The 12,161-nt window shown below is 70.0% G+C and carries 14 protein-coding genes; 6 read left to right on the top strand and 8 right to left on the bottom strand.

All coding sequences use genetic code 11. The features are described 5' to 3' along the window. Positions 1 to 34 precede the first annotated feature (34 nt). From AW274_RS19050 to AW274_RS19040, 3 genes are read left to right on the top strand one after another with little or no spacing between them, the layout of a single operon-like run. Positions 35 to 1,084 carry a FecCD family ABC transporter permease gene (locus tag AW274_RS19050; RefSeq protein WP_232320181.1) on the top strand — a complete coding sequence of 350 codons (1,050 nt, stop codon included), beginning with the start codon at positions 35 to 37 and terminating at the stop codon, positions 1,082 to 1,084. 1 nt (position 1,085) lies between these two features. Then, entirely contained in the window at positions 1,086 to 2,147 is a 1,062-nt protein-coding gene (locus tag AW274_RS19045) for a FecCD family ABC transporter permease (protein ID WP_062433911.1), read from the top strand. Between the two features lie 5 nt (positions 2,148 to 2,152). After that, positions 2,153 to 2,947: an ABC transporter ATP-binding protein gene (locus tag AW274_RS19040; RefSeq protein WP_198169328.1), complete on the top strand. Its 795-nt coding sequence runs from the start codon at positions 2,153 to 2,155 to the stop codon at positions 2,945 to 2,947. Here AW274_RS19040 and AW274_RS41370 read toward each other — a convergent pair. The 4 genes from AW274_RS41370 to AW274_RS19025 all read right to left on the bottom strand — a co-directional run bounded on the left by AW274_RS41370 (position 2,942) and on the right by AW274_RS19025 (position 5,406). After that, complete coding sequence (locus tag AW274_RS41370; protein WP_198169285.1) at positions 2,942 to 3,175, bottom strand: recombinase family protein; 234 nt, start codon at positions 3,173 to 3,175, stop codon at positions 2,942 to 2,944. The genes AW274_RS19040 and AW274_RS41370 overlap by 6 nt on opposite strands. Then, entirely contained in the window at positions 3,172 to 3,378 is a 207-nt protein-coding gene (locus tag AW274_RS41365; RefSeq protein ID WP_062433908.1) for a hypothetical protein, read from the bottom strand. The genes AW274_RS41370 and AW274_RS41365 overlap by 4 nt, the downstream gene beginning before the upstream one ends. Positions 3,379 to 3,425: 47 nt before the next feature. Continuing rightward, the gene (locus AW274_RS41360) at positions 3,426 to 4,163 is read right to left on the bottom strand and encodes a hypothetical protein (protein WP_198169284.1); all 738 of its coding nucleotides are present in this window, start codon (positions 4,161 to 4,163) and stop codon (positions 3,426 to 3,428) included. A 304-nt stretch (positions 4,164 to 4,467) separates the two neighbouring features. Continuing rightward, entirely contained in the window at positions 4,468 to 5,406 is a 939-nt protein-coding gene (locus tag AW274_RS19025; RefSeq protein WP_062433902.1) for a methionyl-tRNA formyltransferase, read from the bottom strand. Positions 5,407 to 5,498: 92 nt separating this feature from the next. Here AW274_RS19025 and AW274_RS19020 point away from each other — a divergent pair, with 92 nt between their 5' ends. Beyond that, positions 5,499 to 6,779, top strand: a complete 1,281-nt coding sequence (locus tag AW274_RS19020) for a lysine N(6)-hydroxylase/L-ornithine N(5)-oxygenase family protein (RefSeq protein WP_062434696.1) — start codon at positions 5,499 to 5,501, stop codon at positions 6,777 to 6,779. Here AW274_RS19020 and AW274_RS19015 read toward each other — a convergent pair. Beyond that, positions 6,693 to 7,694: an AraC-like ligand-binding domain-containing protein gene (locus AW274_RS19015; RefSeq protein WP_083974474.1), complete on the bottom strand. Its 1,002-nt coding sequence runs from the start codon at positions 7,692 to 7,694 to the stop codon at positions 6,693 to 6,695. The genes AW274_RS19020 and AW274_RS19015 overlap by 87 nt on opposite strands. Positions 7,695 to 7,787: 93 nt before the next feature. Between AW274_RS19015 and AW274_RS19010 the strand changes: the two genes are divergently transcribed. After that, complete coding sequence (locus AW274_RS19010; RefSeq protein ID WP_062433899.1) at positions 7,788 to 8,420, top strand: ATP-binding cassette domain-containing protein; 633 nt, start codon at positions 7,788 to 7,790, stop codon at positions 8,418 to 8,420. A 4-nt stretch (positions 8,421 to 8,424) separates the two neighbouring features. Here AW274_RS19010 and AW274_RS19005 read toward each other — a convergent pair whose 3' ends face one another. Then, positions 8,425 to 9,564: a lectin gene (locus AW274_RS19005; protein WP_062433897.1), complete on the bottom strand. Its 1,140-nt coding sequence runs from the start codon at positions 9,562 to 9,564 to the stop codon at positions 8,425 to 8,427. Between the two features lie 303 nt (positions 9,565 to 9,867). Between AW274_RS19005 and AW274_RS19000 the strand changes: the two genes are divergently transcribed. Next, positions 9,868 to 10,527 carry a DUF427 domain-containing protein gene (locus AW274_RS19000; protein ID WP_232320180.1) on the top strand — a complete coding sequence of 220 codons (660 nt, stop codon included), beginning with the start codon at positions 9,868 to 9,870 and terminating at the stop codon, positions 10,525 to 10,527. A gap of 6 nt (positions 10,528 to 10,533) precedes the next feature. On the opposite strand, the gene AW274_RS18995 is transcribed toward AW274_RS19000, so the two are convergent. Continuing rightward, positions 10,534 to 11,817, bottom strand: a complete 1,284-nt coding sequence (locus AW274_RS18995; RefSeq protein ID WP_062433892.1) for a hypothetical protein — start codon at positions 11,815 to 11,817, stop codon at positions 10,534 to 10,536. After that, on the bottom strand, positions 11,817 to 12,161 hold the full coding sequence (locus tag AW274_RS18990) for a hypothetical protein (RefSeq protein WP_062433889.1): 345 nt from the start codon (positions 12,159 to 12,161) through the stop codon (positions 11,817 to 11,819). The genes AW274_RS18995 and AW274_RS18990 overlap by 1 nt, the downstream gene beginning before the upstream one ends.

Genomic DNA, 12,161 nt, shown 5'->3' with positions numbered 1-12,161 from the left:
GAGTTAAGGGCTGCCTAACCTAAGATGAGGATTCGTGGCGATCGGTTCAGTTACTCCCAGTAAGTCACCCCCCGGGGTCCGGCCGGCGGTGCTGCTGACCCTGCTGGTCGCCCTGCTCGTCCTCGTCTGCCTGCTCTCGCTCGCCCTCGGCGCCGTCGCGATCCCCCTCGGCCAGGTCGTCGGGGCCCTCACCGGAGACCCGGTGCCGTCGAACGTCGAGAACATCGTGTGGTCGGTGCGCGGCCCCCGCACCGCCATCGGCCTGACCACCGGCGTCGCCATCGGCCTGGGCGGCACCCTCATGCAGGCGCTCACCCGCAACCCGCTCGCCGACCCCGGCCTGCTCGGCGTCAGCGCGGGCGCGTCGTTCGGCATCGTCGTCTCGATCGTCGCCTTCGGCATCGGCACCCTCTACGGCTTCATCTGGTTCGCCCTGCTCGGCGCGGCGGCGGCCAGCGTGGTCGTGTTCGTGCTGGGCCGCATGGGCCGCTCGGGCCTCACGCCCGTGAAGCTCGCCCTGGCGGGCATCGCGGTGACCGCGTTCCTCGGCTCGGTGACCAGCGCGATGGTGCTCATGGACGTCGAGGCGCTCGACCGCTACCGCTTCTGGTCGGCCGGGTCGCTGGCCGGGCTGAACGGCGACGTGGCCGTCCAGATCCTCCCGTTCGTGGTGATCGGCGCGGTGCTCGCGCTCGCCTCGGCCCCCGCGCTCAACAGCCTCGCGCTCGGCGACGACGTGGCCACCTCACTGGGGCGCAACCTGGCCCTGGTCCGCACCCAGGGAGTGGTCGCCATCATGCTGCTGACCGGCGCGGCCGTCGCCGCGATCGGCCCGGTCGTCTTCATCGGCCTGGTCGTGCCCCACGTGGCCCGCGCGCTGGCCCAGGCGGCCGGGCTCGGCCCCGACCACCGCTGGCTGCTGCCGCTCTCGGCGCTCATCGCCCCGGCGCTGCTGCTGGTGGCCGACATCGCCGGACGCCTGATCGCCAAACCGACCGAGGTGCAGGCCGGCGTGCTCATCGCGTTCCTGGGCGGGCCGTTCTTCATCATGCTGGTCCGCCGCCGCAAGCTGGCCGAGGTGTGACGTGGCGACCAAAACCCTCTCCCCCAAGTCCGGCGCGCACTTCCGGCTCGCCCTGCCGCCCCTCTCCGGACAACTGCGCCCCCGCCTGATCACCGTCTGCACCGCGCTGGCCTCGGCCACCTTCCTCGCGGTGGCCTGGGCGGTGTCGATGGGCGACTTCCCCATCACGTTCACCGAGGCGCTGAAGGCCGTCGTCGGCATCGGCGACCCGGGCACCCTGCTGATCGTCCAGGAACTGCGCCTGCCGCGCGCGGTCGTGGGCGTGCTGGTCGGCTTCGCGTTCGGACTGTCGGGCGCGATCTTCCAGACGATGACCCGCAACGCGCTGGCCAGCCCCGACATGATCGGCTTCACCCAGGGCGCCGGCACCGCCGTGGTGGCCGGCATCGTCTTCGGCTGGACGAGCACCGTCAGCACCCAGGTCCTCGGCCTGCTCGGCACCTTCGTCATGGCCGCTCTCGTGTACGTCCTGGCCTGGCGGCGCGGCACCACCGGCTACCGCATCATCCTGGTCGGCATCGGCCTCCAGTGGATGGCCACCTCCGCCACCGACTACCTGGTCGCCCGCGGCATGCAGTTCCAGGCGCACGCCGCCCTCGGCTGGCTCACCGGCAACCTCAACGGCCGCGACTGGTCGCAGGCGCTGCCGCTGGCGCTCACCATGGCCGTGCTGGTCCCGGCGGCCCTGGCGCTCGGCCGCCTGACCCGCACCCTCCAGCTGGGCGACGACGTCGCGATCGGCCTCGGCACCCGCGTGCAGTTCGTCCGGCTCGCCCTGCTCGTCACCGGCGTCGGCCTGGTCGCCTTCGGCACCGCCGCCGGCGGCCCCATCGCCTTCGTCGCCCTGGCCGCCCCCCAGATCGCCCAGCGGCTGGCCGGCACCGCCTGGCCTCCCCCGCTCGCGGCGGGCCTGACCGGCGCGCTGTTCGTGGTCGGCTCCGACCTCGCCGCCGCCCGGTTGTTCCCGATGGAACTCCCGGTCGGCATCGTCACCGGCGTCCTCGGTGCCCCGATTCTGCTCTGGCTGCTCATCCGCGCCAACCGCGCGGGCTCAGGAGGCTGAACGTGATGATTCCCGAACTCCAGGCCGGCGGCCTCCAGCTCGCCTACGACCAGCGCATCGTCGTCGACGACCTCGACGTGAAGGTGCCCCCGGGCCGCATCACCGCGATCGTCGGCGCGAACGCGTGCGGCAAGTCGACCCTGCTGCGCGCCCTGGCCCGGCTGCTCTCCCCTCGGAAGGGGGCCGTGGAACTCGACGGGCGGGCGCTGCACTCGATCCCGACGCGCGAACTGGCCCGGCGGCTGGGCATCCTGCCGCAGGGACCGACCGCGCCCGAGGGCCTGACCGTGCTCGACCTGGTGACCCGGGGACGGTCGCCGCACCAGACGTGGTGGCGGCAGTGGTCCAAGGCCGACGAGATGGCCGTCCACGACGCACTGGCCGCCACGGGCATCGCCGACCTGGCCGGGCGGGCGGTCGACGAGTTGTCGGGCGGCCAGCGGCAACGGGCGTGGATCGCGATGGCGGTCGCGCAGGGCACGCCGGTGCTGCTCCTCGACGAGCCGACGACGTACCTGGACCTCGCGCACCAGATCGACGTCCTGGACCTCATCCACGACCTGAACCGCAACGAGGGCCGCACGATCGTGATGGTCCTGCACGACCTCAACCAGGCATGCCGCTACGCCGACCACGTGATCGCCATGAAGGGCGGCCGCATCGTGGCCGAGGGCGACCCGGCCGACGTCATCACGGCCGAGAACGTGGCCGAGGTCTTCGATTTGCGCTGCCAGGTGACGACCGACCCGGTGAGCGGCACCCCGCTCGTGATCCCGATGGGCCGCCACCACACGTCATGACGGGTCCTCGCGCAGTTCTCTGGCGTGCAGCGTGTGCAACAGCCGATCCACGTGGGATTTCTGCCAGAACCGGCCGCCCGCCGGGGTCCGTACCCCCTCCTCGTTGAGGACGCGGCTGATGGCGGCCAGGCTCAACCCCTGATCACGCAGTGCGAGGACCCGCAACGCCACATCGGGCGGGCAGCACGGCGGCCGGCCACGACGGCGGCGGGGCTCGACCGCGGTCATTTCGGCCGCCTGCGGAACAGCTCCAGCAGGTCGGCGAAGACCCGGTAACGGACCCTGGCCGTCTCCCGGTCCCCGCTCAGCAGGGTGGCCGCCATGGCGACCCCGACGTACAACACGAACGCGGCGACCACCGTCGCCAGTAGTGCGGCGGCCCATCCCGCCGCAGGAGCCATCTCCGCCAGCACGCGGAGGAAGACGTCCATTCGAACTCAACTCCCGGTCTTCCGCAGAAAGCAGGGAGCGCGATCGGTCAGATGGTCGTCGCTCTCCCCGCCGTGAACACGAATCGGCGCAGCGGAAGACGCAGGTGGTCATCGCCATCGTGACGATGACCGAACCTGAGCATGACGGCTCTCACCAGCAGACCGAACCTCGGTAGTTGAGCCAGGAGACGAAAATGCGCGGTCACCAGCTTGCGAAGCAGCCTGACGATCCGGACGACGCGAGTGAGGAGCCGGACCAACATCTCGTGATGGTCGACACGCCTCGCACGCCTGAATCTGTAACCGAAATGTGAAGCCGCGCAGCGATGGACGAGCGACGGCAGTTCACCTTCGAACAGCCCGTCCACCTGAAGGGCCTCGAAGTGCGGGACTTCCCTCCGCTCCTGGCGAAGATCGCGAAGCGACGTCAGCCACGAGTGGCGGTGCCTCAACACCGCCCCATGGACGCGGCGGAACTCCGCTAGAGACGACTCCAGCGCGAAACTGCCGCAATCACCACATGTCGATGGAGGACGCCTACGGACCTTGCCCCATAGTTGGAACCAGTCGCCCAGTCCGCGGTTTGCTCGCCCCAAGACTTGCAGGTAACGGCGTGAGGAGAGGGCTGCCCGGAAGGCCTCCGCAAACTCGCTCGCGCCTTCTTCACACCGATACTTCAGCTGCAGCCTGTCGTTGCCGGCCACCTCATCAAACGGGGCGACCGGGTACACCGTGAAGCTGCCATGGGTCCCCCCAAGGAGTTCACACCTCCAGTCGCTCCGCATGAAGTCACCATAGGTGGCGCCGCCGCCCGTACCGCTTATTGCGCCTTCCCAAGGCGAAGCTCACAGTCTCGGCCCGCTAGAGCCTGCGTCGAAGTCGACAGGCGCTGCGGCATGTCATGACGGGAAACCCGAAGGGGTCTCCGTCCGCAGTGACCACGGCCGGGCAGCGTGGAGACGCGCCCCAGGCCATCGCTCCGGCCGTCCGCTACGGAACCACCGTGCCGATCGCGGCCCTCACCGACTAACTCACCCGGCTTCGAAACCGGCCCGTCGTCCGCCGAATGACTCCGCCGAGAGGGCACAGTCAGCCGAGGTAGCCGCCCATCGTGCGGAAGTACTCAGTCGCCGCGAGTTCCGTCCCGTCGTCGAGCCGGACCTTCCTGATCGCGAGCCCGGGAAGGCGGCCCGACCGCGCCTCGCGCCCCGCCACGATGACGATTCCGTCGCCCTCGCGGATGAACACCCGTCCCGGCGTGCCGCCGTAGTTCCCCTCGGACACCGACGCCTCCAGGACGCGCACCCGCTCGCCCTTCCAGAACGTGAAGGCGTTCGGGTACGGATCGGACTGGGCCCGCACGAGGCGCTCCAGGTCCTCCGCCGGCCACGTCCAGTCGATGCGGCTGTCGTCGATCGCGCGCTTGTGGAAGAAGGACGCCTGCGAACGGTCCTGGGGTGTCCAGATCGCCCTGCCCGACTCGATGAGGTCGAGGCCCTCGTGGACGATCGGGGCGATGAGGTCGACGGTCGCGAAGAAGAGGTCGGTCGCCGTCGACGTGGGGGTCACCGGGACCGAGCGCTGGAGGAGGATGTCGCCCGCGTCGAGGTCTTCGGTCATCCGGTGGGCGGTGACGCCGACCTCCGGTTCGCCGTTGATGAGGGCCCAGATGATGGGTGAGAATCCGGCGTATTTCGGCAGCAGCGAGTCGTGCACGTTCAGGGTGCCGTGCGGGGGCAGGTCGTAGATCTCCGGGGGCAGCCACGTGCGCCAGTTGTTGGCCACGATGACGTCGGGCTGGGCGTCCTTCACGGCCTGCAGTAATTCGGGGTCGGTGGGCCGGTTCCGCAGGAGCACCGGAACGTCGTGCTCGACGGCCAGGTCGGCGACGCTGTCGTCCCAGATCTTCTCGTACGCGTGGTCGCTCTTCGGATGGGTCACCGCCAGCACCACCTCGTGCGACGACTCCAGCAGCGCCCGCAGGGTGCGGTGCCCCCAGGTCTGGTGTCCGAACATGACGACCCGCATGGTGGGGGCTCCCTCTCCGTCGGCCAATATTGCAAGGTAAGGCTAACCTTATTTACCATACGAGCAACAAGGGAGGCGATCGCGTGACCACGATGGTCTACGACGTTCTGGGGATCGGATTCGGGCCGTCGAACCTGGCACTGGCCATAGCCATCGAGGAACACAACGCGCAGGCCGCGCCATCGGACAGGATGGCCGCCGCCTTCCTGGAGAAACAGCCGCGGTTCGGCTGGCACCGGGGCATGCTCATCGACGACGCGACGATGCAGGTCTCCTTTCCGAAGGACCTGGTCACGATGCGGAATCCGGCCAGCGAGTTCAGTTTCCTCTGCTACCTGCGGGACAAGGGCCGCCTGGTCGACTTCCTGAACCAGAAGACCCTCTTCCCGCTCCGCGCCGAGTTCCACGACTACTTCGAGTGGGCGGCGGCGCGGATGGCGCACGCGGTGACCTACTCGGCCGAGGTGACCGCGGTGAAGGGCGTCAAGGAGGACGGCGAGATCCGCTACTTCGACGTGATCACCTCCGACGGCCGGGTGCGCCGGGCCAGGAACCTGTCGGTGGCGGTCGGCCTGGAGCCGCACCTGCCGCCCGGGACGGTCCTGTCGGACCGGGTCTGGCACACCAGCGGGCTGGTGCCGAAGGTGGCCGAGAAGGTGGCCGGCGGCGAGCGCGTCGCCCGCGCGTTAGTGCTCGGCGCGGGCCAGAGCGCCGCCGAGGCGGTCGACTACCTCCACCGGACGTTCACCGACGCCGAGGTCTGCGCCGTCTTCGCCAAATACGGCTACACCCCCGCCGACGACAGCCCGTTCGCGAACCGCATCTTCGACCCCGACGCGGTCGACGTCTATTTCACCGCCCCCGCCGAGGTGAAGCAGTCGCTCGTCGACTACCACCGCAGCACCAACTACTCCGTGGTCGACATGGAGCTGATCCAGGCCCTGTACGCCACCATGTACCGCGAGAAGGTGCACGGGCACCAGCGGTTGCAGATGCTCAACGTCTCGCGCATCCGCGACGTCGAGGAGGGCCCCGGCGGCCTGCGGGTGACCGTCGAATACCTGCCGACCGGCGAGCACGTCACGATCGAGGCCGACGTCCTGGTCCACGCGACGGGCTACCGCCCCCACGACGTGGCCGCACTGCTGGGCGAGACCGGCAAGTTGTGCCTGCGCGACGACGAGGACGCGCTCCGGGTGAGCCGCGACCACCGCGTCCAGTTCGCCTCGACCGTGCGCGCCGGCGTCTACCTCCAGGGCGGCACCGAGCACTCCCACGGGCTGACCTCAACCCTGCTGTCGACCACGGCGATCAGGGCGGGTGAGATCCGCGACTCCGTCCTCGCCCACCGCACAGCGGTAGTCGCGGGGTGAGAGGCCGTAGGCGGCCTTGAACAGGCGGCTGAAGTGCGAGGCGTCCGCGAAGCCCCACTGCGCGCCGATCGCGCTGACCGGGCGGGCCGCCTGGAGCGGGTCGCGCAGGTCGCGGACGCAGCGTTCCAGGCGGCGGGTGCGGATCCAGGCGGCCACCGTCGTGCTCTCGGCGCTGAACAGTTTGTGCAGGTAGCGGGTGGAGATGTAGTGGGCGGCCGCGATCTGCGCCGGGTCGAGGCCGGGCTCGCCCAGGTGCGCTTCTATGTACGACGTGATGCGCAGCAGCATCGCCCGCCGCGCGGCGTCGGGGTCGGCCGGGGGCAGGTCGAGCCGGTCGGCGAGCATGGTCGCGACCAGGTCGACGACGTTGCCGGCCAGCCGGGTGGCGTCGCGCACCTCGACGTCGTCGAGGTGGCCCGCGAGGCGGAGCAGGAACGGCGCGACGAGGGTGCCGAGGCCGGCGGAGCCGGGGATCGACCTGCCGGTCACCTCGTCGACCCGGTCGTGCGGCAGGCCGAGCATGGCGCGCGGGAACAGCAGCACGACCATGCGGGTCGGCACGTCGAAGTCGAGCCAGTAGGGGCGGTCGGTGTCGTACACGGCCATCTCGCCGGTCTCGACGACGGCCTGCCGGCCGCCCTGCTCCAGCCGGCCGCGGCCCCTCACGATCAGGCCGAGCTTCAGGTTGTCGGACGGCGCGGCCGTCACGAGCCTCGGGGTGCGGCGGGCCTGGTGGGCGGTCGCGCCGACGTCGATCACGTCGATCGGGCCCAGCGAGGTGGACCGGAGTTTTCCTTCAAAACAGTCTTCCGAAAAAACTGCTTCAAGCGGTACAAACGCCGAAGAAACGACATCTTGCCAGAAATCCTGACGCTCCTCGACGGGCACGCCCGCAGTGTGAGCGATATAGAGCATGTGTGCAGATTGGGACCCGGTGCGCTCTGCGTCAAGTCGTGTGCCGTTAGGTACAAGACGAAAGCGCGCCGCAATTCTCACAATTGACCGCAAATGAAGGCCGTACTGGAAGTCACCGCACTGTCCGCCGGATATGGCACCGCGTGCGCGATCCGCGCCGTCACGATACGGGTTGAGCAGGGAGAACACCACGCGATCGTGGGCGGCCCCGGCTCGGGCAAGACGACGCTGCTGCGCACTGTCGTCGGCCTGCACCCCGCCACGAACGGGACGATTCGTTTCAACGACACCGACATCACCCGGGAACGTCCTGAATGGCGGAAAGCCCGTGGTCTGTGTCTGATGCCGCAGAATCATCGTTTGTTCACGTCGCTCACCGTGGAGGAGAACCTCCTGGTCGGCGCGCGCTGGGGAGCCCCCGGCCCCTGGACCCTCAGCCGGGTCTACGAGCTCTATCCGTACCTGCGGGAAAAGCGCCGCGCGCACGCCGCGGCGCTTTCCCTCACCGAACACCAGGCCGCCGCCGTGGGGCGGGCCCTGATGGCCAACCCGCAGATCCTGCTCCTCGACGCGCCCGCCGATCACGAGCCCCTCGACCGTCTCACGAAGGAGGGGCTCGCGATCGTGGTGGCCGGACGGGAGCCGCCCGCCGGGGCCTGTTACGTCCACCGCCTCGTCGACGGCACCGCCACGACCACCCGCACGGAGGTGCGGTGCCGCCGCTGAACCGTCAGGAGCGGCTCCAGCGCTGGTTGGCGGCGCCGTTGCACGACCAGGTCTGCAGCTTCACACCGTTGGCCGTCGAGTTGTTGGGGGCGTCGAGGCACTTGCCGGCGCCGACGGCGGTGATGCTGCCGTCGGAGTTGAAGCGCCACTTCTGGTTGTTCTGGCCGTTGCAGTCCCAGATGATCACCTGGGCGCCGTCGGCGGTGGAGGCGCCGTTGACGTCCAGGCACTTGGTGCCGTAGACGCGCAGCTCGCCCGAGGAGGTGGCGGTCCACTGCTGGTTCGACTGGCCGTTGCAGTCCCAGATCTGCGCGCGGGCGCCGTTGGCCTGGGAGACGCCCGTCACGTCGACGCACCGGCCGGAGGCGGCGCCGCGGATGGCGCTCGTCCCCGACGGGGACGGGGAGGGGGTCGGGCTCGGGCCGACGCCCGGAGTGCCGATGGTGCCGGGGACCGACTGGAGGGCCGCGTACCAGGCGGCGGCCATCTTGTCGTAGCCGCCCGCCGTCGGGTGGATGCCGTCGATCAGGTCGGACGTGGTCAGCTTGCTGTACATGTCGACCAGGTGCACCCGCTTGCCCGCGGAGACCTTGCTCCAGACCATGTCCGGGATGGTGGCGTTGAACGTGCGGACCGCGGCGTTCTGACCCGAGTTCGACAGCGGGATGATGGTGGCGACGAACACATCGGCGTTGGGGACCGTCGCGGTGATCCGGTCGACCAGCGTGGAGAGCCGCGAGGGCGCGGAGGACACGTTGTAGTTCTGCAGGATGTCGTTGGTGCCGATGTGGAGCAGCACGGTGCGCGGGTTCTGGGTGCGCAGCCAGCCGGCGATGTTGGCGTCGATCTGGTCGATGCGCCAGCCGGGGTGTCCCTGGTGGTCGTGGTCGCCGAGCGAGCCCGGCCCGTTGAACTGGGAGCCGACGAAGTCGACGGTGTAGCGGGCCGATGCCAGCCGCTGCCACAACCCGATGCGGTAGCCGCCGGGCACCTGGGTGCCCTCGGTGATGGAGTCGCCGAGGGGCATGACGCGCACCCCGCCGTTGGACTCCGCCTGGGCGGCCGTCGTCCGGATGCCCACGAGAAGGGCGAGCACGGTGACGGCCCCGAGCGCCATGGTGAGTAATCGTTTCCCAGTAGACATGATCAACCTCTCGCGGGAGCCGGGGGTTCACAATGTGAGCGCTAACATTGTGAGCTGAGCGATCGAAGCAAACACGCCGGAAACCTCGATCGTCAAGAGCCCGGCGCGCCGTGTTCGTGATCCGGACCGCCTGCCTGCGCCGACGGCCGTTCCGGCCCGCTGAAAAGATGAAGATTTCGGGCCGCGCGGCCCCGGAATACCGCCCCCTCCGGCACGGTTTCCGCCGGTATGACGACAACCAGAGGCCGAGTCAGGCTGGAGCCGACGGCCAAACGTCTGCGCGTTTATCTCGGAGGCCAGCCGGTGGCCGACACCACCGCGGCGCTGATGGTCTGGGAGGCGCCCTACTATCCGACGTACTACATCCCGATCAAGGACGTCGTGCCCGGCGTGCTCAAGGAGGCGGGCGCGGGGCCGCACTCGCCCTCGCGCGGCGACGCCACCCTCTACACGGTGACGTCCGGCGGCAGGGAGGCCCCGGCGCTCGTCTACGCCGACTCGCCGATCGAGGAGATCCGCGACCACGTCCGCTTCGAGTGGGACGCCATGGACGCCTGGTTCGAGGAGGACGAGGAGGTCTTCGTCCACCCCCGCGACCCGTACACGCGGGTGGACATCCTGCCCTCGTCGCGGCACATCCGGGTCGAGGTCGGCGGGCAGACCGTCGCCGACTCCCGGAACGGGCGCATCCTCTTCGAGACCGGGCTGCCGGCGCGGTACTACCTGCCCAAGACCGACGTGCGGTTCGACCTCCTGGAGGCCACCGACACCGTCACGCACTGCCCCTACAAGGGGTCGGCCGAGTACTGGTCGGTCAACGGGGGCAAGGACCTCGCCTGGTCGTACCGGACGCCGCTGCCCGAGAGCCAGAAGGTCGCCGGCCTGGTCGCCTTCTACAACGAGAAGGTCGACATCTACGTCGACGGCGAGCTGGAGCCCCGGCCGAAGACGAAGTTCTCCTGACGGACCCTAGGCGGCGAACAGCAGCATCAGCCCCGTGACGGTGTAGACGACCATCAGCACCAGCAGGGGCACCTGGCCGGCCACGGCCGTGCGCCTGGGGAACAGCACCAGCGCCCGGTCGTGGGCCAGGGCCGTGCCCAGGACGTGGCCGATGACGATCAGGGTCACCTGGAGCATGGCCACGGCGGCGGGGGTCAGGAACGCCGACTGGACCGTCCAGTCCGCCGTCCCGAGCCAGTTGGCGCCCGTCATCAGGGGGTCCGACAGCAGGGCGAGGGTGCGCTGGCCCTCGTACAGGAACAGGGTGAAGTAGTGGGCCACGACGTAGCCGATCGCGATCGGCACGATCGAGTGGGCGATCTCGCCCGCGGTCCGGCCCTGCTCCCCCATGCCGCGCCGACCCGCCAGCCGGGTGGCCAGCAGGTAGGCGCCCAGGACGAGCAGGATCACCGACACCAGCCCGGCCGTGCCCAGCACGGGTGAGGGCAGGCTGTTCTCCTGGACGAACCTGACCCAGACCGGCGCGTTGGAGACGCTGTCGTACATGGTCGAGCCCAGCAGCACGATGACCAGCACGACCAGGCCCGGCGCGGGCCGCAGGGTGGTCATGCCGTCGAGCGGGTTGCGCCAGACCAGCACGCCGTCGTCGCGGCGGGCGACCGGGGAGAGCCGCCCGGCCAGGTCGCTGTAGACCTCGAAGGCGTCGCCCTTGTCGAACCACCGCACGCCGTAGACGAGGCCGCCGGCGAGCATCGCGAGGGCGTACAGGGCAAGCCACCCGCCGATGACCGGCAGGGTGACGCGCCCGGGGGCGACCAGCTCCAGCCAGACGAAGGCGAACAACCCGGCGGCGGCCGGCCAGTAGCCGAGCCGCTCGGGCAGCGGGCGCGGCGCCCGGTCGCCCCGGATCAGCAGGACGACCGTGCGCAGCGGGTTGAACAGCCGCCACACGCCGCCGAAGACCAGCGACAGCGGCACCAGCCCGACCCAGAACAGGACGTAGACCACCCCGGCCACCGGGTTGTCGGCGTCGTCGGGACCGAAGAAGCCGATCAGGAAGTACGCCGTCGCGACCAGCCCGACCGCCCGCCACACCCACTCGGGCGCCCGCCACTGCAGGAACCTCGGCAGCGGGCGGGCGTCGCCGAGCCCGAGGCCGAGCCGGGGCTCCCGCCACAGGAACCCCAGCGCGGCGAACGACACCACGAGGCAGACGATCGCGCCGATCAGCGCGGCGGAGAACGGGATGGGCAGGTCCTGCCGGCCGCCGACCCCGTGGGCCAGCAGCATCAGCTCACCACGAGCTGGAAGAGCTGGAGGCCCTGGTCGTGCGTCTCCACCTCGAACAGCCCGGTCTCGTCGGCCAGGAACGAGATGACCGAGGGGTGGTTCGGCAGCAGCGTCGCGGCCTTGTCGTAGCCGTGGACGTGGGCCTCGTCGGCGACGTCGCTGGTCACGGTGAGCTTGACGCCCTGGTTGAGCCGGACCTCGATCCGGCCGGGCGGCGGGGTGACCTTCTTGCCGGAGATCGTGATCGTGATCTCCTTGATCGGGCCCACCGCGGCGGCCGGGCCCCCGGTGGCACAACCCGTGAGGGCCATGACCGCCACGAGCAGCGCGGCGAGGTGTCTCAT

The organism is Herbidospora daliensis (assembly GCF_001570585.1).
Lineage (GTDB): Bacteria > Actinomycetota > Actinomycetes > Streptosporangiales > Streptosporangiaceae > Herbidospora > Herbidospora daliensis.
Note: the sequence above shows the minus strand (reverse complement) of the source record. Positions and strands in the feature narration are given on the sequence as shown.